We start from the raw sequence: 21,700 nt of genomic DNA on the forward strand, positions 1-21,700 counted from the left end.
CTCAGGCCCTCTGGCCTAGTCATTTGTTAGCTTCCCATGCTTGATATTTGCCCTAAATGGCGATTTCTTCGCCAAATTCTGGCCTGATGTACTTCTACACTCCTCAATATTCTCTTCTACGTACGTTACATCTCTCTTTGATTACATAGTTTACTGACCTATTGTTGAGGTACGTAGCGGTTCTAGATATTCTTTACGCTTCTTCACGACCTCTTTTTTCTATCAAAACCTCCTCTTTTTATAATTGTTTCAATTGTTAATGCATTTTTATTTGTTTAGAAATTTGCCATTAACAGTAATGCGGTTTCATGTACACACTTTCGGTGATAACGAAAAGTTAAAACTTGGTGTACCGAGTTATGTTTTCTGCGGTAAGCAAGAACAAAAATCTTTAGGAGACTCTCATGAAATTGCAAAAAACCATCCTTGCTGTAGCTTTATCTAGTGTTGCTGCTTCTGCTTTTGCTGCACAGCCAATCATTGGCCTGATTACCAAAACAGAAACCAACCCATTCTTCGTGAAAATGAAAGAGGGTGCAGAGCAACAGGCTAAACAATTAGGTGCAAAACTATTAACTGCAGCAGGTAAAGCTGATGGTGATAATGCAGGGCAGGTAACTGCAATTGAGAATATGATTGCCGCCGGTGCAAAAACTATCTTGATTACCCCAAGTGATTCTAAAGCAATTGTTCCTGCAATTAAGAAAGCCCGTGAGCAGGGCGTAATGGTGATCGCACTAGATAGCCCAACTGATCCTGTTGATGCTGCTGATGCGCTATTTGCGACGGATAACTTTGCAGCTGGCGTATTAATCGGTAAATACACAAAGGCGGCTAAAGGTACGCAAGGTCTTAAAATTGCAACACTAGACTTGTTCCCAGGCCACCCTGTTGGTATTGCTCGACACAATGGTTTCTTAGCTGGTCTTGGCGTTCCTGGTGTTACCGCAAAAACAACAGATTTGGCAAAACCTGCGCAAGTTGTGTGTATGGGTGATAGTTACGGTGATCAAGCAAAAGGTCAGACTGTAATGGAAAACTGCCTACAGAAAAATCCTGACATCAATGTGGTTTATACCATCAATGAACCAGCTGCAGCGGGTGCTTACAAAGCGCTAAAAGCAGTTGGCAGAGAAAAAGAAGTGTTAATTGTTTCTGTTGATGGTGGTTGTGATGGTGTGAAAAACCTGAAAGACGGTGTGATTGCCGCAACTTCACAACAATACCCTTTAAAAATGGCTGCATATGGCGTGAAGGCTGGTGTTAATTACGCTAAGACAGGCAAAAAAGTTTCTGGTTATGTCGATACTGGCGTGACTTTGATTGCCGGTAAAAAACTAGCTGGAGTGGATTCTAAAGATGCTGCATTTGGTCTTGGCGCATGCTGGGGCAATAAATAATTTGTTCTTGTAGCAATGAGGAAGGGGGCTGATGTTCCCTTCTTCTTATTAATGAGACGGTGTTATGTGTACTGTCTGCAGAGGTAGGTAAAAATGAAAAAAACATTCCACCAAATAGCCACAATTCCGGGGGCTGGTGCATTTTTGGCCCTTGTCTTGGCTTGTACTTTCTTCTCTTTTCAAAGTGACCGATTCCTATCCGGTCAGAATTTTTCTTTAATATTGCAGCAAGTCATGGTGGTTGGTGTGATGGCAATTGGCCAAACACTGATCATTCTGACGGCTGGTATTGATTTGTCTTGCGGCATGGTGATGGCGCTAAGTTCGATCATCATGACCAAATTCTTTGATAGTTACGGCTTGAATCCATATGTTTCTATTTTATGTGGTTTAGCGGTTTCAATGGCGTTTGGCTGGTTAAATGGCATGCTGGTCACCCGCATTAAGTTGCCTCCTTTTATTGTGACATTGGGCACGATGAATATTGCGTTTGCGATTACACAAATTTATTCCGGCGCACAGACGGTGACGAATGTTCCAGAACAGATGACTTACTTTGGGAATACGTTTCATTTGGGTTCTACCACCTTGGCGTATGGCACGATCTTGTTATTGGGACTGTATGCATTTACTTGGTGGTTCTTGCGTGATACTGCGAAAGGTCGCCATGTATACGCGGTAGGTAATAGCCCAGAGGCTGCTCGTTTAACCGGTATTCGCACTGATCGCGTATTGGTGTGGGTGTATGTGATTGCGGGTCTTTTCTATGGCATTGCTGCGATCTTATCTGTTGCACGTACAGGGGTGGGTGATCCTCAAGCTGGTCAAACAGATAATTTAGATAGTATTACCGCTGTAGTGCTTGGTGGTACGAGCTTGTTCGGTGGCCGTGGTGTCGTTCTGGGTACTTTGATTGGCGCTGTGATTGTCGGTGTCTTCCGAAACGGTCTGACGCTAATGGGGGTCGCATCAGTATTCCAAATTCTAGTTACTGGTATTTTGGTCATTTTGGCAGTAGCGACTGACCAAATGTCACGCAAGCGGGGTTAATCATGAGTCACATTGAATTGAATTCTTCTACACCGCTTGTTCTACAAGCTAAAGGGTTGGTAAAGCGTTATGGCCATGTTACGGCTTTAGATGGAGTGGATCTAGAGCTGCGCCAAGGAGAAATTCTAGCGGTAATTGGTGATAATGGCGCGGGTAAATCATCCTTAATTAAAGCTTTATCAGGTGCGATTGTGCCTGATGAGGGTGAGATTTTGTTAGATGGTAAGCCTGTAAACTTTAGAAGTCCGATTGATGCGCGCCAACAAGGTATTGAAACGGTGTATCAGGATCTTGCGGTTGCACCATCGATGACGATTGCTGAAAACTTGTTCTTGGGCCGTGAAATTATCAAGCCAGGCGTATTTGGTAAGTTATTTAATGTGCTAGATAAAAAGCGCATGCTTGAAGATGCCATTTCTCACATGCAGGACCTGAAAATAGGTATTCGTTCGATGAAGCAAGCAGTGGAAACACTCTCTGGTGGCCAACGCCAAGGCGTTGCGGTTGCTCGTAGTGCTGCGTTTGCACGTCATGTGGTGATTATGGACGAGCCAACGGCAGCCCTTGGAGTAAAAGAGGGCAACATGGTGCTTGAGTTGATTCGTCGTGTGCGTGACAAAGGTTTGCCGGTTATCTTGATTAGCCATAATATGCCGCATGTGTTTGAAATTGCAGATCGTATTCACATTCAGCGTTTAGGACGTCGTGCTGCGGTGGTTAACCCTAAACATATTTCCATGTCTGATGCCGTTGCTGTGATGACTGGCGCGATGAAAGCGGAAGATTTGGGGAGCGAAGCGCATGCTTAAGGGAATCGATCCTTTACTTTCACCAGAGTTGCTTTCTGTGTTACGAGCAATGGGGCATGGGGATGAAGTTGTCGTCGTTGACGCAAACTTTACAGCCGCTAGATTGGCAAATGGTCGCCCTGTTATCCGTTTAGATGGCATTGATTTGGGTCGAGCTTGCGAAGCAATCTTGTCTGTACTTGCGCTAGACGCCGCAGTTGAGTGTCCAATTTCCTATATGAAGGTTTGTAATACACCGGACGGTTATGTGTCTTCTGTACAAGAGGAAGTGATCAATATGGTGGTTGCAGAGGGCTATGCAACAGCTGAACAATGCGAAGCTTTGGAGCGATTTGCATTCTATGATCGGGTTGCGGATAGCCAAGTCTGCGCAATTGTTCAGACAGGTGAACGCCGCACATATGCTAATTTTATCTTCAAAAAAGGTGTTATCTAACACGTTCGCTGAGATAGGTGGCAATAAAAAACCGCTCTAATTTTGGAGCGGTTTTTTTTATTCGTAGATCAAGCGTCAGTCTAATTGGGAACAAAAGGGCTTTCTTTGTGCTGCCAGTTAACGATGGTACTTTTAAGATGTTCAAATGTAATAGGTTTGCTTAAGAAGTCATCCATTCCGGCATTTAGGCATCGTTCACGGTCACCTTCCATACTATTTGCTGTTAGTGCGATCACTGGTGTTTTTAGCTTCAACTCTCTTAAGTGTTGGGTTGCTTCAAAGCCATCCATCTCTGGCATTTGGCAATCCATAAAAATTAAATCAAATGGAGTAGCGGTTGCGACCGAAATAGCTTCTTTTCCATTTGACGCAATTTCTGGAGTAACGCCCATCTTTTGCAGCATCTTTTTGATGACTAGCTGATTGACTAAGTTATCTTCAACGACCAGTATCCTAATGTCTGTAGAAGCGGCTTCAACGTTCAAGTTTTGCTGAGTGGCGATATCTTCCATTACCATGATGGGGAGATGCAGTTCAAAGATAAACGTTGAGCCCACGCCTATTTCACTCACACAGTTAACATCTCCCTGCATGAGCCTTGCTAATCGACGGCTGATGGCTAGACCAAGCCCGGTCCCCCCAAACCGTCTACTCATGGAGCTGTCTGCTTGAGTGAATTTGTCAAATAGAGTGGGAACCATATCTGCTGCAATACCGATACCCGAATCTTGAATTTCGATTTTCAGCTTATACATTCCCTCTTGATCACTAGGATGCCCTGATGCACGAACCAATACACCCCCTTGCTCTGTGAACTTGAGCGCGTTACTCAGTAGGTTGAGGATGACTTGGCGAATTCTAGACATATCACCCACGAAACTCGTTGCTAATTCATGTGGGTATGCAAATTCAAGGCGGAGCTGTTTCTCTTTTGCTTGAGGGACTAAGAGTTCAATACACTCATGTATGGACTGCTTGAGATTGAATGGGATATTTTCAAGCGCTAATTTACCGGCTTCAATTTTTGAGAAGTCTAAAATATCATTAATGATAACTAGTAGTGCTTTCCCTGAATTCAGGATGGTTTGTGTGTATTCAATCTGTTCTGGTTCTTGTTCGGTGTGTTGCATTAACTGTGCCATACCGAGAATACCATTCATCGGAGTACGAATTTCATGGCTCATTGTCGCAAGAAAGTCGCTTTTGGCTTTTGCCGCAGCCTCTGCATCATTTTTCGCTTGAATTAACGCTTGTTCTGCCGCGAGACGTTCGCTGATATCTCGCATGGTCGTTGAGTAATACTCAGGAAATCCGTTTTCTCCGAGATGAGCAATGACTACTTGAGAGACGCTAATAACATCCCCCGTTCGATTCATGATCGCCGTTTCTCCAGACCACGCTTTAGACATAAAAGCCTGAGGGATGGCTTCATTCATTACCTTATCGACAACGCTAGCTGGAATGAGTGTCGAAAGCGTTAAATCAGATAGATCATCGCTTGGTAAATAGCCCAGCATTGTTCGACCTGCAGGGTTGATATACGTGATGGTGCCATCTAAAGAAAAGGTGGCAATAAAGTCGGTCGTGGTTTCTATGATAGATCGTTGTATGCGACTCATTAAGGCCGTATTCTCTACGCCGTCTAATTCAGGTGTGGAATTCGCCACGGTAGATGAGGGCTCAATTGTTTCTGTTGGGCTGGGCGATAAATCTACTTCCCACAGGTCTAGACTCTCGGACAAGTTTTGAGGTGAACTAGTGCTAATATTAGACTGCTGTCTGAATACGAGAATGAACAGGCATGCTATTGAGATGACTAATCCAAGGATTGGGGAAAACAGAAAGCAAGCAATAGAGGCGCTTACTGCAACCCAAAGGGCAGGATGTTTTAAGCTGCGTAAAAGTGGATTAGCGCTTATTGTCGGCATGGCATGTGTTTAAGTAGGTCCAAAGTGAACTAAAACAATCTTAAAATGTTAAGCCTACTCTCATTCTTGATCCAAAATATTGATTTGTCTACTTAAACCGGCTTATTTTGGAAAATCAGGACGATAAAAATACTGCGTGCTTGCTCTCCTCCCTACTGATGTTCGTAAAAAGAATTAAACCAAATGTTTGTTGCTATCTTGTTGCTGTTTCTAAGTAGTTTTTTGTCTGCAACTGTATTGCCTGGTAATTCTGAAATTGCCTTAGGGGTATTTATTGCTAAATGGCCAACGGCATGGGTGGTTGCGTTTATTGTTGCTAGTGTAGGTAACACAATGGGAGGGATGACGTCTTGGTGGTTGGGACGATTCATCGATTCGTCAAAAGTAAAACCAAAACTAATTATCCAATTTCAACGCTTTGGCATCTGGCTGCTATTGTTCTCTTGGGTGCCCATTATTGGCGATGCGTTGTGTGTGGCTGCCGGCTGGATGAGAACAGCGATTCTTCCAACGATCATATTTTTGTTAGTTGGCAAAGCAATTCGATATTTGCTTGTCATTTATGCTGTCCACTCTATCTATTTATGAGTGAAATTCATCATCATTATTAGCAGATAACCCTATGAAAACTAGGGTATTTCTATGGTTAATTTGCCAAAAAAGTGCTTGTCAAGCCTAGGCAAAACATCCATAACATAGCAAAATACGACTATAAATTTTCTAAATCCGCCTTGGCTTTATCATGACCGCTCGTTTGCGCGAAATCCCCTACAACTATACTTCTTTTTCTGACCGTGAAATTGTGATCCGCCTACTTGGCGAACCCATGTGGGATATGCTCAATTCACTCCGTTCTGAACGTAAAACAGGACGCTCTGCCCGGATGCTTTTCGAAGTGCTGGGTGATATTTGGGTTGTGGATCGTAACCCATACCTTCAAGACGATTTGCTAGATAACAGCAAGCGACTGCAAGCATTGATTGATGCGATGTACCATCGACTCAATGAGATTGATAAGCGTAATACAGATGGTGCACCGCTGGATCAAGTGGAAAAGGTCTCGCAGTTAGTCGTCGCTGGTCGTGACGCTGTTAAACGTTTTGCTAGCAACTTTGAAGAAACTCGTGAACTTAGAAAACAGATTCTTCGCCGCTTATCAGGCATTACTCGTAAAGACAGTATTTGTTTTGATGGCTTGGCTAGAGTCAGCCATGTTACCGATGCGACTGACTGGCGTGTGGAGTATCCGTTTGTTGTGATCTCTCCTGATTCGGAAGCCGAAGTTGCGCCTCTGGTCAGAGCCTGTATTGAATTAGGTTTGACGCTGATTCCTCGTGGCGGTGGTACTGGGTACACCGGTGGTGCGGTGCCTTTGACCAGAATGAGTGCCGTTATTAACACCGAGAAATTAGATACGCTAGGTGAAATTGAGCGCATCGTTCTGCCGAGTCACCAAATCGAAACGGCGACAATTCGTGCGGGCGCGGGCGTTGTGACTCGTCGAGTCGCCGATGCGGCAGATGGCGCAGGGCTGGTTTTTGCTGTTGACCCAACTTCAATTGATGCATCCTGTATTGGTGGCAATGTTGCGATGAATGCGGGTGGCAAAAAAGCGGTTATCTGGGGGACAGCTCTTGATAACTTAGCTTGGTGGCGCATGGTCGATGTGAATGGCCGTTGGATGGAGATTACTCGCTTAGACCATAACCTAAGCAAAATTCACGATGCTGAATCTGCTAGCTTTAAAGTTACCCGCTTTGGTGATGACGATAAGTCGATCGTCAGCGAAGAAGTGCTGACAATTCCTGGTCGTACATTCCGAAAAGTTGGCTTGGGTAAAGATGTAACCGATAAGTTCTTAGCGGGTCTACCGGGCATTCAAAAAGAAGGCTGTGACGGCTTAATTACCGCCGCTCGATTTGTCTTACACCGTATGCCTAGCTATATTCGAACCGTGTGTTTAGAGTTCTTTGGTGAAGTCAGCCGTGCAACGCCCGCAATTGTTGAAATTAAAAACTATTTAGATCAGCACCCTGACGTCCAGTTAGCAGGTTTAGAGCACTTGGACTGGCGCTATGTGCGTGCGGTGGGTTACGCGACGAAAGCGAAAAGTCGTGGTCGCCCGAAAATGGTGTTGATCGCCGATATTGTTTCCGATAACGAAAATGCGGTCGGTGAGGCTAGCTCGCAAGTGGTGCGGTTTGCCAATGCACGTGGTGGTGAAGGTTTTATTGCCGTTTCTGCTGAAACGCGTAAGAAGTTCTGGCTAGACCGGGCGAGAACAGCGGCGATTGCAAAACATACCAACGCGTTTAAGATTAACGAAGATGTAGTGATTCCACTTGATCGTTTGGGCGATTATTCGGATGGTATCGAGCGGATCAATATTGAACTGTCGATTGAAAATAAACTCGAGTTTATTGGCAAGTTAAAAGACTTTTTCCTCAGCGGCAATTTACCGCTAGACGAAGGCGATTCACAAGTTAGCCACGAAGAGTTGATTGGTGAGCGCAGAGAAGAGGCATTGTCATTGATTTCCAACGTGGAAAGCCGCTGGCAATGGATTCTGGACCATCTCGATTCTCCATTTGAAGCATTCACCGCTAAGTTTGAAGGTTTCACATTAGAGCGTGCCTTATTAAACGATGAGTCTACGCCGCAAAGCTTATTCCATGCATTGCGTGACTTTATCCTGCGTGTCAGCTGGAAGAAAGAGCTGCAGACGGATCTGCACGCCATGTTTGATGGCCGAACAGATAAACCGATTGCAGATGGTGTCGCCAAACTGCATCAGCAGGTGTTACGTGGTCGCGTATTCGTTGCGCTACATATGCATGCTGGCGATGGTAATGTACATACCAACCTTCCGGTAAACTCGGATAACTATGCGATGCTACAGCGTGCGCATAAAGCAGTTGCTCGTATTATGGAGTTGGCGCGAGGCTTAAATGGTGTAATTTCTGGCGAGCATGGTATTGGGATTACCAAATACGAATTCTTGCATGAAGAGGAAATCAAGCCATTCATCGACTATAAGCAGCGTATCGACCCGAATGGCCACTTCAATAAAGGAAAGTTGCTTCCAGGTTCAGATCTGCGTAACGCGTATACACCATCTTTCAACCTGTTAGGGGCAGAATCGCTGATTCTTGAAGCCTCAGAGATTGGCAATATCTCTGATATGGTGAAAGAGTGTTTGCGTTGTGGTAAATGTAAGCCTGTTTGTGCGACACATGTACCGAGAGCTAACTTACTTTATTCTCCACGCAATAAAATCCTTGGCGTTGGTTTGTTAACCGAAGCCTTCTTGTATGAAGAGCAAACACGCCGTGGTATTTCATTCCGACACTTTGATGAGTTGAGCGATGTTGCGGACCACTGTACGGTTTGTCACAAGTGTGTGAATCCATGTCCGGTGAAAATTGACTTTGGCGATGTGACCGTCGCGATGCGCAACTTCTTACGAGCCGAAGGGAAGAAAAAATTTAACCCGGGTACTGCATTAGGCATGGCGTTCTTGACGGCAAAAGATCCCGCGACCATCAAGATGTTGCGTGGTGGGTTAGTCGGTACCGCGTACAAGGTTCAACGTCTAGCGCATAAAGTGGGTAAGAAGATTGGTGTGGTGCAAACGCAGACGGAAGCACCGCCATCTTCTGTGGGTAAACCATCGATCAAGTCGCAGGTGATTCACTTTATTAATAAGCCAATGCCTGGTGGCTTGCCGAAGAAGACGTCTCGCGCACTGTTGGATATCGAAGATCCTGCCATTGTGCCGGTGATTCGTAACCCAGCGACCTCTGCTGAGGAAAGTGAAGCAGTATTCTATTTCCCTGGTTGTGGTTCAGAGCGCTTGTTCTCTCAAGTGGGCTTAGCAACGCAAGCAATGCTTTACCATATTGGCGTTCAAACCGTATTACCGCCTGGATACTTGTGTTGTGGTTATCCGCAGACCTCTGCTGGCTTTAAAGACAAAGGTGATGCGATTACTACGGAGAACCGCGTCTTGTTCCATCGTGTGGCAAACACGTTGAACTACCTAGATATTAAAACCGTGATTGTTTCGTGCGGAACGTGCATGGACCAATTGATGAAGTATCAGTTCGAACAGATCTTCCCTGGTTGTCGCTTAATGGATATCCACGAGTATCTGCTAGAAAAAGGGGTGAAGCTAGAAGGGGTGAGTGGCACCAAATACATGTACCACGATCCTTGTCACACACCGATGAAAATTCATAACCCGCTAAAAGTCGCCAACGAATTAATGGGTACAACGGTTGATTTGAATGCAAGATGCTGTGGCGAATCTGGTACGTTTGCAGCAAGCCGTCCAGATATCTCTACTCAAGTACGATTCCGTAAAGAGCAAGAAATGCGTAACGGGGCGGAGAAACTTCGCGCAGAAGCCAGTGCTGAGACAGAGGTGAAAATCCTTACCTCTTGCCCATCTTGTTTGCAAGGGTTATCTCGTTACTCTGGTGATGCAAATACTTCGGCAGATTATATCGTCGTGGAAATGGCAAAGCATCTGTTAGGTGAAGATTGGATGGCTGAGTATGTTCGTCGTGCCCGTAGTGGTGGGGTGGAACGTGTGCTGCTCTAATTTTCTCTGAACGTGTGCACGGTTAGTCGAAAAGCCCTATCAAATTTTGGTAGGGCTTTTTTGTTTTCAACGATGCAATGGATATGACGATGGAAACGGATTTTCATCCGACAGGATTCTATTTGAGTAAATGGATTAGGTAGCGCATAATTAATTGACATGTCATTGATTGGGTTTAAGAAAATAGTATGAATGCGTGCGAACTCTGCTCAGAATCTGGTGGTCAGATAGTATTTAAGCATCCGCTTTGGCGAGTGGTATTGGTGGATGATCCATTGTATGCTGGGTTTTGTCGGGTCATTTGGGCTGATCATGTGAAAGAAATGACAGACCTACCCCTTTCTGAGCGTAATATGTTGATGAACGTTGTATGGACTGTTGAGTCAGTTATTCGCGATGTATTGCAGCCAACGAAAATCAATTTGGCTAGTTTAGGAAATATGACGCCCCATCTGCATTGGCATGTTATCCCGCGATGGGAAGGGGATGCCCATTTTCCTGCGCCGGTTTGGGCGACTCAGCAAAGAGAACCTAAACAAATTACTTCGGCGCAATTATCCACATTAGTGGATCAACTAAAACAAGCGTTGGCGGCTTTGAATGAAGTATGAATGAGGTGAATTAGTATGAGCCGCCCCCCGTTTGCCATTCCAGTCCCAACCCATGATGCGGGTACATTAGATGCCCGTGTGACCAAACATTGGATCGATAGCCTGCCTGTTAGTAACACGCAGGTCATGCAAGTAGAGCTAATGGCTTATCTTCGGATGGTAAACGATGCGAGGGTGGATCATCGTGAACGCCTAAAAATTCTAGAAGTGATTCGTGAGCATCTCATTGCCGTGCAAGCGGTAGAAACCGCAAAACTCAAGTTTCGTCCCTTACCATTTTCGCGTGAATTACAGCAGCAATTCGAATTAGTCTGTGAAACATGGCAATCCTTTGTTCAAGGTTATTTAATTGTTGTTGATGCTGCTTTAAAAGGCGATGAGGGCGCGAAAGAATTTGCCGTTTTTGCTGCGCAACGGGCGATGTATGGTTTAAGTCGCTGGTTTATTTGTTTTTTTTATGCGTATAGAAAAGTGCCGTTAATTGGCTGGCAAGCATTAAAAGATATTTTCTTCCCCATGCTGGCATTAGATTGGGTAGATAGAAAAGTGAAAGATAATGAGTTGCCCGGTGGCGGTTCGATTTCTTTAAGGCAAATGTTCGCACATTTAATTCTGCTTACTCAATGTTCCCCACACAAGCTTTCAGCTAAACAATTGGCTTTTGTCGATGAGTTATTATTTATCTTAAGAGACAAGTTGCGCTGTGTTAACGAAGCCCCTCTTGAAAGCAAATATCCCCCGATTATTGTGGATGGGGAGAAACCACACTTAATGAGTTCGCCTCATCTTGTCTCTGATGCCCATTCCTCTTTGTTGTATATAGAGCGAGACCCTATCATGGCGTCGTTGGCTAGGCGTGTGAAAGCGTTAAGGAGTGGTGAGGCTTGGGATATCCCTGAATTAAGTGACCGTTTAATTTCTGCTGGTGGGGTGAACCTATTAACGACGCTATATCGTCATTGGTCAGAGCGGCGTGATAGAGGGCTTCCAAGGCATGGTACCTCTCAAGAGATTGGTGTTTCTGGCGACTGGCCGGTTTGTTTTACCTATTTGACAGGCATCTCATTTGAGAAATATTGGTCCAGTATGCAAATTCGGGCTAGCCAAGAATCTGACTATCAACTCTTTGGCAAGCGTGAGACACAGACCTATCACTTTAAAGAACAACTTGCGCCAGAGCGTCCCTCTTTAGAAGTGTGGCAATTAAAAGATGAAAACGAAGGTGGAATAGGCGTTCTAGGGCAAGAAACGGCTCAGCATTGGCAGCAGTTACAACTTGTACTGGTAAATAAGGTAAGGTCAGAGCAGCCTTCTCTTGGGGTTGTGCGCCGCTTGTTGTTTGATGATGACGGACTGATCGAACTTGGCGTGTCTTTATTTCAAGGTCAACCACAAGGCGTTGGCGTGGAACCGATGGGCGTGATGACATTAACGACGCACGGACAACCTGGTATTTATATTCCAGCAGTTACGGAGGCATTACAGTTAGAAATGCTGTTAGTACCTTCAGGCTGTTTGCTCGAAGGTAGGAATGTTAAGTTGTATTTTGATGAAGGAATAAGGCAAGTGAAATTGGAGCATTTAGAAATTAGAGGCTTTAATTTTGATGCTTTCCAAATTACTCCGGCCGACTAAGATTCCTCTCAACCGGCCGATATCGCGTTTAGCTTCGCTTGAATAATTTACTTGCTAAGGTGGTGATCCCTAGCACTGCTGCGCCAGAAACAATCCCAAGCAGGATATTTGCAATCGAGGGGAGTAGCATCTGGATCAAAGCAGGCTTGTTGATCGTTAGTGCTTCTACCGCATGGTGAAAAACGGGAATGCCGTGGCCTAAAATTCCGCCGCCCACTAAAAACATCGCAATGGTCCCACCAACAGAGAGTACTTTCATTAGTACTGGAGCCGTACTTAGCAGTAGGCCACCAATCCAGTAAAGTGGGCTGCTTGATGTTGAGCTTCTTCGTAAATAGAGACCCGCATCATCTAACTTCACAATGCCAGCTACAAAGCCATAAACGCCAATTGTCATTGCAATCGCTACTGCAATTAGGACCAGCGAGGTTTGCAGTAAGGATGTGCCGGTCGGCAAAGAGCCTAGGGCAATCACAATAATTTCGGCAGATAAAATAAAGTCGGTCCGGATTGCGCCACTTACTTTGTCTTTTTCAAATGCCACCATATCCGTTTCGGGGGACTGAATGGCATTGAGATGTGCCGCATGCTCCTCGGACTCTTCTTTTGCATGCAGTAAAGGATGAACAAGCTTTTCAACCCCCTCAAAACACAGGTAGGCACCACCAATCATGAGCAGTGGAGTAATTGCCCATGGTATCAACGAGCTAATTAAAAGCGCTGCGGGCACTAGAATCGCTTTGTTTCTTAAGCTGCCTTTGGCCACCGCCCAAACAACAGGAAGTTCTCTTTCCGCTCTTATGCCAGACACTTGTTGCGCATTTAATGCAAGATCGTCACCAAGAACACCTGCTGTTTTTTGCGCCGCTGTTTTGCTCATTGCCGCAATATCATCTAACAGGGTGGCAATATCATCAATGAGAGCGAAAAGGCTACTTCCTGCCATTGGTTATCTCTTTCTGGTTAAATTAAACGAAAGTAGGATTATTTTTCCTGCAACCAACGCGCGACGCTTGGTGCAAAGTAAGTGAGGATGCCATCTGCGCCAGCTCGCTTAAATGCCATCAGGCTTTCTAACACGCAAGCTTTCTCATCTAGCCAGCCATTTTGCGCAGCAGCTTTTAGCATTGCATATTCGCCGCTCACTTGGTAGGCAAAAGTAGGTACACCAAATTCATCTTTGACACGGCGAATAATATCTAAGTATGGCATACCAGGCTTCACCATGACCATATCTGCACCTTCTTGAATATCTAGTGCGACTTCATGCAGGGCTTCATTCGTATTGGCGGGGTCCATTTGGTACGTGTATTTATTGCCTTTGCCCAAATTACCCGCTGATCCAACGGCGTCTCTGAATGGGCCATAGAAGCTAGACGCATATTTGGCCGAGTAAGCCATGATTTGAGTGAGTTCATGGCCCGCTTCATCGAGTGATTGACGAATACGCCCAATGCGGCCATCCATCATATCTGATGGGGCAACTACATCAGCGCCAGCATTGGCATGACAAACGGCTTGTTTACATAAAATATCCACCGTGATTTCATTCAGGACATAGCCATCCTCATCAATAATGCCATCTTGGCCGTGGATGGTATAAGGGTCTAACGCGACATCTGTCATCACGCCCAATTCAGGAAAGTTGGCTTTGAGTGCTTTGATGATTTGCGGAACAAGCCCTTCAGGGTTGTATGCCTCTTCTGCTAGCAATGATTTTTTATCGCTATGCACGACAGGAAATAAGGCAAGCATAGGGATGCCCAGCTTCACACATTCTTCTGCTTCTTTCAGCAGTAAATCGATACTTTTGCGAATGACGCCAGGCATAGAGGCAACGGCTTCTTCTCTGCCGCTATCTTCTAAGACAAAAACTGGATAAATCAGGTCATTTACGGTCAGTGCATGTTCTCTTACTAGATTACGTGAAAACGCATGTCTACGTAGCCGACGCATGCGGCTTGATGGAAATTGACGAGGTAAATTCATGGTAATGTCCTATAAGCGGTGCAGAAGCCAGATAAAGGCTATAATCACGCTATTGTAAACGAATTGAGGCATTTCCCGCAGGTTGGGTGATGCAACTGGAGTAGATGTTAATGAGTAATGAACGGGTACATGACTTTTTTGCGACCTCACCGCGAGGGTTAGAAACTGTCTTAGCAAACGAGCTAAAGTCAATTGGTGCGGAAAATGTACAAGAAGTGCCCGGAGGCGTTAGTTTTTCTGGGAATTGGTTATTGTGTGCCAAGGTAAACCGTCAAAGCCGCATTGCTAGTCGCGTGCTATGGAAGTTAAGACAAGCACCGTATCGGACTGAGAATGATATTTACCGTGCGGCGGTTGCCTTGCCATGGGGGCAGTGGTTTAACAATGACAACACAATCAAGGTTAGCGTATCGGCAACCAAGTGCCCATTACGCAGCTTAGATTTTGTGACCTTAAAAATTAAAGATGCCGTGTGTGATCATTTTAGAGAACGAACCGGCGCAAGACCTAGTGTAGATACCGTCAATCCAGATCATCGTGTTTACGCCTATTTAGATCCAAAAACAGTTACCCTGTACCTAGATACTTCCGGTGAGCCACTGTTTAAACGAGGCTTAAGGCAGGTGCAAGGGGATGCGCCACTGCGCGAAAACCTAGCGGCAGGTATTCTGGTGCTCTCCGGCTGGCAAGCAGATGATGGCAATGGTAGCTGCCAGCCCTTGTTAGATCCTATGTGTGGTAGTGGTACTTTCTTGATGGAAGCTGCTCAAATGGCGTTAGGCATTGATGCAGGTAGAGGTCGACCATTCTCCTTTGAGAAAATTCGTTCTTTCCCTATGGAAGAATGGTTGGCTTGGCGAAATGAACGTGATGCGATCAAGATTGAGACGAAAGCATTGCCTATTTTTGGAAGTGATAAGTTTGGTGATTCTCTCCGCCTATCAAAACACAACCTAGATAGTGCTGGTCTTGCCGGTGTGGTTGCGTTGAAACAGTGTGATGTGTTGGAAGTTAGCCCCCCTGCGGAGAATGGGGTGTGGGTAACGAACCCACCTTATGGTGTTCGATTAGGAGAGCAAACCGCGCTGCAGGCAATGTATCCAAAATTGGGTGATGTGATGAAGCAGCGTTTTGCGGGATGGCGCTGTTACTATTTTACGGCTGACTTGGCTCTGGCTAAAGGGGTTCGTTTGTCTGCTAGCAAACGTACTGTGCTATTTAATGGTGCATTAGAATGTCGCCTATTTGAATATAAAGTGATTGCAGGTTCTAATCGTAAGCCAGAATCTGATTCTCCAACGGAAAGTGCATAAGGAATGAGCATGTTTGACCTATTAATTTCCCCATCTCAATTACTCGCCTTGTCAAAAGACAATGTGGTCATTGTTGACTGCCGGCATCAGCTAACCGATGGGGAATATGGTCAAAAAGTGTATGCCGAAGGGCATATCCCTAGTGCAGTAAGGTTGCATCTCGATGTGGATTTGTCTGGCGAGAAAACAGGCAACAATGGTCGACATCCACTGCCAAACAGAGAGGCATTTGCAAGCAAGCTAGCAAAAATTGGTATTTCTAATGCTTCTCAAGTGATCGCTTATGATGATGCCGGCGGGATGTATGCGGCCAGACTGTGGTGGATGCTTCGTTGGTTGGGTCATGACAAAGTGGCTGTATTAGATGGCGGTATCCAAGCCTATTTAGCAGCCGGTGGGTTATTAGATGCTGAGTTAGTGGCTTTGCCTGCTGCCGAGTTTGTGATCAAGCCAACGTTAGAGAAAACCTATTCCGCAGACGATGTATTGTCTGCGCTAGGAAGTAATCAACTTTTAGTTGTCGATGCTCGGGCGGCCGGTCGTTATGCCGGGGAAGGGGAGACCTTAGACCCGGTTGGTGGCCATATCCCTGGTGCTAAGAATTACTTCTTTCAACGAAATTTAGATGCAAATGGTTGTTTTCTAAGCGCTGAGGTGTTAAAGCAACAATGGATGGCAACCATTGAAAATCAGGCTTTAGACGCCGTGGTGAATCAATGTGGCTCAGGGGTGACGGCATGTCACAACTTATTGGCGCAGCGAATTGCCGGCATTGCTGGTGCAGGATTGTACCCAGGCTCATGGAGCGAGTGGTGTGCAGATGCTTCCCGCCCTGTTGCTACAGGGCCAACACCTTAGCGACTTGATCTTGGTATTGATAAAGGGATGCTCCACTATCTGTTAAGTGAATGTATCCCCAGTCCTCTTCATGCCAATCAGGAATCACCATTCTAGCCTGATTTTCGTATCGATGAATCGCAGGTCGATGGGTATGCCCATGGATAAGGTTTGCGCCTGGGGAAGTCGCAAGGATTGATTTCACCGCTACTTCATTCACATCCATGATCGACATTTCTTTGGATGATTTTGACCGCAAGCTTTCCGCTCTAAGATGCGTTGCAATGGCTAACCGTTCTTCTAATGGTTTGTTTAAGAAAGCCAATTGCCACTCTTCACCTCGTACTTCTTGACGGAACTGTTGATAGGCAACGTCATCAGTACATAACTCATCACCATGAAGTAGCAGATATTCTTTGCTGCCGACTGAGATTCGATGTGGCGCCATCAATAGGTGAGCACCAACTGCATCACAAAATGCCTTTCCGACCAAAAAGTCTCGATTACCGTGCATGAAATAAAGCGCACAACCCTTTTGGGATGTAGTTTTTAACGCATCTGCGATCGTTGCTAAATCGGGTAAATGAACTGCATCATCGCCCACCCATGCATCAAAAAAATCACCCAAAATATAGAGCTGATCATTTGATTGAAGGCGATTGAGAAATTGCTGGAAATGCTTAAACTCAGGGCTCTTCACCGTGGCTAGGTGAAGGTCTGAAATGAGGTAGATACTTGTGAAGGACATTTGAGAGGTGATATTGAGTACGGCCTATTCGGCCGCACTCATATACTGTTCATTAATCAATCATTAGATTAATTCAGCAGACTCAATAACAACATCTTCTTTAGGCACGTCTTGATGGAAACCTTTGCTGCCGGTTGCTACTTTGCGGATTTGATCCACAACGTCTTGACCTTCGGTCACTTTACCAAATACCGCGTAGCCGAAGCCTTGCGCGTTTGCCGCGCGGAAGTTTAGGAAATCGTTATCTGCAACGTTGATAAAGAATTGTGCGGTAGCAGAGTGCGGATCTGGCGTACGAGCCATCGCAACTGTGTAACTGTCGTTTTTCAGGCCGTTAGCAGCTTCATTTTCAATTTGATCGCGAGTGTCTTTTTGTTTCATGCCTGCTTCAAAGCCGCCGCCTTGGATCATGAAACCATCGATTACACGGTGGAAGATCGTACCGTTGTAGAAGCCAGATGTTACATACTCAACAAAGTTAGCAACTGTTTTTGGGGCTTTTACTTCATCTAGCTCTAGAGTAATTGCACCAAAATTGGTTGTTAGTTTGACGTTAGTTGCCATTTTTAAATCCTTTATTTCAATTCAGAGGTACGAGCTTTATGCTTTAGAGGCTTTCTTTTTGCTACTTTTTTTCTTTACCGGCTTTTTAGCTGGTGCAGCAGCAGGAGGTGCTGCCTGAGCAACACGACTAATCGATTCAATTACAATATCTCTATCCGGTACATCTTCAAATGCGCCAGCAGAGTGGGTTGCAACACTGCCCATTTTTTCTGCAACTTCATAACCCTTAAGGACTTTTCCAAACACTGCATAGCCAATATAACCCGGTTCAGGCTTATAGTAGTTTAGGTGTTTATTATCGTTTAGGTTAATGAAAAATTGACTTGTTGCAGAGTCAGGATCATTTGTTCTGGCCATCGCTAGCGTGCCTTCTTTGTTTGGCAAAGATGGGCTTGCTTCGTTTTTAATTGGCGCTTGCGTTGGTTTTTGCTTTAAACCCGGGGCAAAACCACCACCTTGAACCATAAAGTGAGGGATGGAACGGTGAAATAATGTCCCGTTATAAAAACCAGAGTCGACGTAGGTGAGAAAGTTTTTCACTGTCACAGGCGCTTTATCTTCAAATAACTCCGCAACGATGGTCCCTTGGTTGGTTTTGATTTCCACTACAGGGTTACTCGCGAATGCATAACTACTAGCGACAGCGAGCAGTAGTGCCATTGAATGCTTGAATAACTTCATCGATCTATTCCTTATTCGCACGCTTAAAATTAAGCTGCATCCTCAAAAACGATTTTCCAATCATTACCAAACCGCTGCCAATATTGGCGTTTGATACTTGTGCCGCTAACGACATCGCTTTCATAATTCTGTTCAAAAGTAGCGACTACTAAGTCACTCTTGCCTGGGTAAGCAAATAAACTCAGATTCTTTACGCCCACTTTTAACCATTTGCGAGTCGCATTAACGGCTGATTTCTGCGCTTTCCAAGTACTTAAGTCAGCCGTTGAGTTTTTAAATGAATCAGCATAGTGAGAAAGGTATCGTTGCGTATTTAAACTTTCCCAGTCTTTACGCCAAGACTCAATATTGCTTTCTAATGAGGACTTTAGCTGGGCCTGATCTCCTGCTTTTACCCATTGAAAGTTCTTACTGATGATAACTGGCGTAATCCCAACCTGAAGATACTTTCGAAGTGCACCTAAGTCAGGGTTGGTTAATGCAACGCAACCATTCGACGATAATGGTGGGCGACTATAGGTTCCGGATGGGCTGCCATGAATCCAGATGCCATGACCTGTACGATTTTCTCTTTTATCCCATTCATTTGGATAATTAAGTGGAAACGCAGCATCACCATACATGTCTGGCAAAGTTGATTTGGCCAGTTCTGAAGTAACAAAATAAACACCTAGCGGTGTTCTTTGGTCGCCTTCAACATATTTGTCGAAACCATTTTTCCCAATCGTAATGTAAAAGTCATCGATGCGCTTAGGCAGTCCATTCACGTTTTGATAGACAAACATGCGTGACTTTACAACGTCTACGGCTAGTATGTATTTTTGTGAGTCTGCCAACTTGACTGCATTCGATGGTACTTCTTCTGTCGGAATATCACTCACGTAATGATCTACGCGTACTTTGGCTTCGTGTCGTAAGTCAGATAAGTCATTTGGTTGTGCGCTCGCAAGATTCCCTAAGGTGCTAATCGCATGTTGCCTTGCTAGCAGTAAATCGCCCTGAATTAAATAAGCTAATTTATAGTTTGGATAGGCCGTAATGAGTTGGTTTAAGGCAAGTTGGGCATCTTCTAATTTACCTGATCTAATGAGCTCAATGGCCCTGACTAACAGTGCCTCAGGCTTTTTATGCGCGATCGCCCCTTCGAATGTGGGTAAAACCAAAGAGGTCATGTGAGTCGTTTGACTCGGGGTGTCTGTGCCACCAATGGGCTCGTTAACGGAGGAAGTATTTTCGATCACATTGAACGAGCTGATTGATGCTGCTGGCAAGATTGCGAGTAGAAAGGCGATTAAGCGTTTTGGCAATAATTGTTTGGGTTTCTTAGACTTCATCTAACCGCTTAGCGCCCAACTCGTTCTTCTGTAATTACCCAGCGGTCGCCCGATTTGGTCATCATGAGTGTTTTACCTGTTGTGCTACTTAAACTGTCAGATTTGTAGGACTGTTTAAATGTCACTTTGGCGGTATTGCCGTCGACAAAAGTCACATTTGCATCACTAACGTCAACCGCAATCGATTTTGGTGCAGACAAGCGGTCTCTACGTTCCTCTTCCCAAGCTTTTCTATTTTGACCTTTAGGTGGTCGGAAGTCTTTGCCGTATGCGCCTAGGTAAGAAGATACCTTTTGACCTGACCACGCTTGCGCCCATGCATCTACACTGCGAAGTACTTGTTTGCTGTCATCAGGAGATTTTTCTGCTGTCTTTGCAGTTGTTGCCTTTGTATCTGCGGCCGAAGTAGGCTTGGTCTCGATTGGTTTTGCGGCAGCGACCTTGGTAGGCTCAACTGGCTTCGCAGTTGGTAGCTTGTTTTCAACCGATTTATTCTCTGCTGGCTTATTAGAGGCAACGGCGGTAGGCTCTGTTGTCTTTGGCTCGGCAGGTTTTGTCTCTGGTGCTTTGGGTTTGATATCGACTGCTGCAATGGTATTAACTTTGACAGGATCGGCTGATGGTGCTGTTTTTCCACCACCCACTTTTCTAGAGAATAACTCTCTAACCAACGTTAGCTTAGTTTGTGCATTTGCATTGGTTTTGTCGATTTGTAAGGCTTTGCTGTAAGCTTGGCTGGCCATTTCTGCATAAATATCACCTAAGTTTTCATGCGCAGTAGCATAGCTTGGGTGTGTTTGAATGGCCATCTGAAGCGCTTGGCGCGCTTTGTCGTATTGCTTTTGCTGTGCATATAACACAGCTAGGTTATTGTATGGTTCAGGCAGCTCAGGGAAGTCCTGAGTGAGTCCTTGAAATACTTTGATCGCTTCAGGTGCACGTCCTAACTCTGCCAAGGCGAGGCCTTTGGCAAATCGGACTTGAGCGTCACGAGGGGATTTAGTCAAGAATTGATTCGCACGATCAAGGGCTTGGCTAGTTTGTCCTTGCTTAATCAGTTTGGAAATTTCTTGTGCTTCGTCTGCAAATACATTTCCTGCAAGGGCAATTAGCAATGGAAGTGCCAGTAGCGAACTCTTTTTCATGTTAGAAGAATATTCTTGTCCTGTTATAACTGACTGATTCTACCAACATAAAAGCATTCCCCACAATTATTTGATGCAGTGATTGTTAGGGCAAATGCTATAATTTTGCGATTACATAATCAGATCGTTATTTTGAGATCAGTTTTTGCATCCGTAGTGAATGCGTAAAGCAAGAGACAGATCGGATATCTAAGAGTTCAAATGTACTTCAACTTTTCACCAATTTGGACAACGGTCCTTCTTCTTATCTGTTCAAACGTCTTCATGAGTTTTGCGTGGTACGGTCATTTGAAGACCTTAGGGCAGTCCCCCTGGTATATCGCCGCCTTGATTAGTTGGGGGATTGCGTTATTTGAATATTTGCTACAGGTACCTGCAAATCGAGTTGGCTTTACCGTGCTTAACTTGTCACAGTTAAAGATTTTACAAGAAGTGATTAGCTTGTCTGTGTTTGTGCCATTTGCTGTCTTTTACATGAACCAGCCTTTTAAGTGGGATTATGTCTGGGCCGCCGTGTGCATGGTTGGGGCGGTCTATTTTATGTTTCGGAATTAAGCCAAGTTTTCCCCTGTTTGCTGCTTTCAGGTAGAATCAGGCGCAATATTTCTATTTATTAG

The 21,700-nt window shown here is 45.0% G+C and carries 19 protein-coding genes; 11 read left to right on the forward strand and 8 right to left on the reverse strand.

The window, feature by feature from the left end; translation table 11 throughout:
• Window positions 1-404: 404 nt before the first annotated feature.
• The 4 genes from LIN78_RS07890 (at window position 405) to LIN78_RS07905 (ending at window position 3,695) form a co-directional block, all read left to right on the forward strand.
• Window positions 405-1,400, forward strand: coding sequence for a sugar ABC transporter substrate-binding protein (locus LIN78_RS07890; RefSeq protein ID WP_227180252.1), 996 nt, complete (start codon window positions 405-407; stop codon window positions 1,398-1,400).
• Between the two features lie 93 nt (window positions 1,401-1,493).
• The gene (locus LIN78_RS07895) at window positions 1,494-2,450 is read left to right on the forward strand and encodes an ABC transporter permease (protein ID WP_227180253.1); all 957 of its coding nucleotides are present in this window, start codon (window positions 1,494-1,496) and stop codon (window positions 2,448-2,450) included.
• Window positions 2,451-2,452: 2 nt separating this feature from the next.
• Window positions 2,453-3,259 (forward strand): ATP-binding cassette domain-containing protein, encoded by an 807-nt coding sequence (locus LIN78_RS07900; protein WP_227180254.1) that lies wholly within the window; start codon window positions 2,453-2,455, stop codon window positions 3,257-3,259.
• Window positions 3,252-3,695, forward strand: a complete 444-nt coding sequence (locus tag LIN78_RS07905; protein ID WP_227180255.1) for an RbsD/FucU family protein — start codon at window positions 3,252-3,254, stop codon at window positions 3,693-3,695. The genes LIN78_RS07900 and LIN78_RS07905 overlap by 8 nt, the downstream gene beginning before the upstream one ends.
• Window positions 3,696-3,775: 80 nt before the next feature.
• Here LIN78_RS07905 and LIN78_RS07910 read toward each other — a convergent pair whose 3' ends face one another.
• Window positions 3,776-5,362, reverse strand: a complete 1,587-nt coding sequence (locus LIN78_RS07910) for a PAS domain-containing hybrid sensor histidine kinase/response regulator (RefSeq protein ID WP_227180256.1) — start codon at window positions 5,360-5,362, stop codon at window positions 3,776-3,778.
• Window positions 5,363-5,806: 444 nt separating this feature from the next.
• Between LIN78_RS07910 and LIN78_RS07915 the strand changes: the two genes are divergently transcribed.
• The 4 genes from LIN78_RS07915 (at window position 5,807) to LIN78_RS07930 (ending at window position 12,472) form a co-directional block, all read left to right on the forward strand.
• Window positions 5,807-6,211 carry a YqaA family protein gene (locus LIN78_RS07915; RefSeq protein ID WP_227180257.1) on the forward strand — a complete coding sequence of 135 codons (405 nt, stop codon included), beginning with the start codon at window positions 5,807-5,809 and terminating at the stop codon, window positions 6,209-6,211.
• A 154-nt stretch (window positions 6,212-6,365) separates the two neighbouring features.
• Window positions 6,366-10,226, forward strand: a complete 3,861-nt coding sequence (locus LIN78_RS07920; protein WP_227180258.1) for a DUF3683 domain-containing protein — start codon at window positions 6,366-6,368, stop codon at window positions 10,224-10,226.
• A 188-nt stretch (window positions 10,227-10,414) separates the two neighbouring features.
• Window positions 10,415-10,837 carry an HIT family protein gene (locus LIN78_RS07925; RefSeq protein WP_227180259.1) on the forward strand — a complete coding sequence of 141 codons (423 nt, stop codon included), beginning with the start codon at window positions 10,415-10,417 and terminating at the stop codon, window positions 10,835-10,837.
• Between the two features lie 15 nt (window positions 10,838-10,852).
• The gene (locus tag LIN78_RS07930; RefSeq protein ID WP_227180260.1) at window positions 10,853-12,472 is read left to right on the forward strand and encodes a cyclic-di-GMP receptor FimW-related protein; all 1,620 of its coding nucleotides are present in this window, start codon (window positions 10,853-10,855) and stop codon (window positions 12,470-12,472) included.
• A 28-nt stretch (window positions 12,473-12,500) separates the two neighbouring features.
• Here the strand turns inward: LIN78_RS07930 and LIN78_RS07935 are convergent, their stop codons facing one another.
• Complete coding sequence (locus tag LIN78_RS07935; RefSeq protein ID WP_227180261.1) at window positions 12,501-13,418, reverse strand: DUF808 domain-containing protein; 918 nt, start codon at window positions 13,416-13,418, stop codon at window positions 12,501-12,503.
• Between the two features lie 38 nt (window positions 13,419-13,456).
• On the reverse strand, window positions 13,457-14,461 hold the full coding sequence (gene hemB, locus LIN78_RS07940) for a porphobilinogen synthase (protein WP_227180262.1): 1,005 nt from the start codon (window positions 14,459-14,461) through the stop codon (window positions 13,457-13,459).
• 110 nt (window positions 14,462-14,571) lie between these two features.
• Here hemB and LIN78_RS07945 point away from each other — a divergent pair, with 110 nt between their 5' ends.
• Window positions 14,572-15,774, forward strand: a complete 1,203-nt coding sequence (locus tag LIN78_RS07945; protein WP_227180263.1) for a THUMP domain-containing class I SAM-dependent RNA methyltransferase — start codon at window positions 14,572-14,574, stop codon at window positions 15,772-15,774.
• Between the two features lie 9 nt (window positions 15,775-15,783).
• Window positions 15,784-16,632 (forward strand): sulfurtransferase, encoded by an 849-nt coding sequence (locus tag LIN78_RS07950; protein WP_227180264.1) that lies wholly within the window; start codon window positions 15,784-15,786, stop codon window positions 16,630-16,632.
• Here the strand turns inward: LIN78_RS07950 and LIN78_RS07955 are convergent.
• The 5 genes from LIN78_RS07955 to LIN78_RS07975 all read right to left on the reverse strand — a co-directional run bounded on the left by LIN78_RS07955 (window position 16,613) and on the right by LIN78_RS07975 (window position 21,083).
• A complete protein-coding gene (locus LIN78_RS07955; protein WP_227180265.1) occupies window positions 16,613-17,359 on the reverse strand; it encodes a UDP-2,3-diacylglucosamine diphosphatase in 747 nt (248 codons plus the stop codon). The genes LIN78_RS07950 and LIN78_RS07955 overlap by 20 nt on opposite strands.
• 63 nt (window positions 17,360-17,422) lie before the next feature.
• Complete coding sequence (locus tag LIN78_RS07960) at window positions 17,423-17,923, reverse strand: peptidylprolyl isomerase (RefSeq protein WP_227180266.1); 501 nt, start codon at window positions 17,921-17,923, stop codon at window positions 17,423-17,425.
• A gap of 36 nt (window positions 17,924-17,959) precedes the next feature.
• Window positions 17,960-18,604, reverse strand: a complete 645-nt coding sequence (locus LIN78_RS07965) for a peptidylprolyl isomerase (RefSeq protein ID WP_284700248.1) — start codon at window positions 18,602-18,604, stop codon at window positions 17,960-17,962.
• 29 nt (window positions 18,605-18,633) lie between these two features.
• A complete protein-coding gene (locus LIN78_RS07970; RefSeq protein WP_227180267.1) occupies window positions 18,634-19,938 on the reverse strand; it encodes a L,D-transpeptidase Cds6 family protein in 1,305 nt (434 codons plus the stop codon).
• Between the two features lie 8 nt (window positions 19,939-19,946).
• Window positions 19,947-21,083, reverse strand: a complete 1,137-nt coding sequence (locus tag LIN78_RS07975; protein WP_227180268.1) for a tetratricopeptide repeat protein — start codon at window positions 21,081-21,083, stop codon at window positions 19,947-19,949.
• A 201-nt stretch (window positions 21,084-21,284) separates the two neighbouring features.
• Between LIN78_RS07975 and LIN78_RS07980 the strand changes: the two genes are divergently transcribed.
• The gene (locus LIN78_RS07980; protein WP_227180269.1) at window positions 21,285-21,638 is read left to right on the forward strand and encodes a DMT family protein; all 354 of its coding nucleotides are present in this window, start codon (window positions 21,285-21,287) and stop codon (window positions 21,636-21,638) included.
• Window positions 21,639-21,700 lie beyond the last annotated feature (62 nt).

Origin of the sequence: Leeia speluncae (genome assembly GCF_020564625.1) — a bacterium.
GTDB classification, from domain to species: Bacteria; Pseudomonadota; Gammaproteobacteria; order Burkholderiales; family Leeiaceae; genus Leeia; species Leeia speluncae.

Bases quoted from the DNA above. Each gene is read 5' to 3' on its own strand.
- LIN78_RS07945 (WP_227180263.1), top strand. From the start codon at position 14,572: ATGAGTAATGAACGGGTACATGACTTTTTTGCGACCTCACCGCGAGGG.
- hemB (WP_227180262.1), bottom strand. From the start codon at position 14,461: ATGAATTTACCTCGTCAATTTCCATCAAGCCGCATGCGTCGGCTACGT.
- LIN78_RS07950 (WP_227180264.1), top strand. From the start codon at position 15,784: ATGTTTGACCTATTAATTTCCCCATCTCAATTACTCGCCTTGTCAAAA.
- LIN78_RS07960 (WP_227180266.1), bottom strand. From the start codon at position 17,923: ATGGCAACTAACGTCAAACTAACAACCAATTTTGGTGCAATTACTCTA.
- LIN78_RS07905 (WP_227180255.1), top strand. From the start codon at position 3,252: ATGCTTAAGGGAATCGATCCTTTACTTTCACCAGAGTTGCTTTCTGTG.
- LIN78_RS07965 (WP_284700248.1), bottom strand. From the start codon at position 18,604: ATGAAGTTATTCAAGCATTCAATGGCACTACTGCTCGCTGTCGCTAGT.
- LIN78_RS07980 (WP_227180269.1), top strand. From the start codon at position 21,285: ATGTACTTCAACTTTTCACCAATTTGGACAACGGTCCTTCTTCTTATC.
- LIN78_RS07900 (WP_227180254.1), top strand. From the start codon at position 2,453: ATGAGTCACATTGAATTGAATTCTTCTACACCGCTTGTTCTACAAGCT.
- LIN78_RS07920 (WP_227180258.1), top strand. From the start codon at position 6,366: ATGACCGCTCGTTTGCGCGAAATCCCCTACAACTATACTTCTTTTTCT.
- LIN78_RS07930 (WP_227180260.1), top strand. From the start codon at position 10,853: ATGAGCCGCCCCCCGTTTGCCATTCCAGTCCCAACCCATGATGCGGGT.
- LIN78_RS07890 (WP_227180252.1), top strand. From the start codon at position 405: ATGAAATTGCAAAAAACCATCCTTGCTGTAGCTTTATCTAGTGTTGCT.
- LIN78_RS07925 (WP_227180259.1), top strand. From the start codon at position 10,415: ATGAATGCGTGCGAACTCTGCTCAGAATCTGGTGGTCAGATAGTATTT.
- LIN78_RS07970 (WP_227180267.1), bottom strand. From the start codon at position 19,938: ATGAAGTCTAAGAAACCCAAACAATTATTGCCAAAACGCTTAATCGCC.
- LIN78_RS07975 (WP_227180268.1), bottom strand. From the start codon at position 21,083: ATGAAAAAGAGTTCGCTACTGGCACTTCCATTGCTAATTGCCCTTGCA.
- LIN78_RS07915 (WP_227180257.1), top strand. From the start codon at position 5,807: ATGTTTGTTGCTATCTTGTTGCTGTTTCTAAGTAGTTTTTTGTCTGCA.
- LIN78_RS07895 (WP_227180253.1), top strand. From the start codon at position 1,494: ATGAAAAAAACATTCCACCAAATAGCCACAATTCCGGGGGCTGGTGCA.
- LIN78_RS07955 (WP_227180265.1), bottom strand. From the start codon at position 17,359: ATGTCCTTCACAAGTATCTACCTCATTTCAGACCTTCACCTAGCCACG.
- LIN78_RS07935 (WP_227180261.1), bottom strand. From the start codon at position 13,418: ATGGCAGGAAGTAGCCTTTTCGCTCTCATTGATGATATTGCCACCCTG.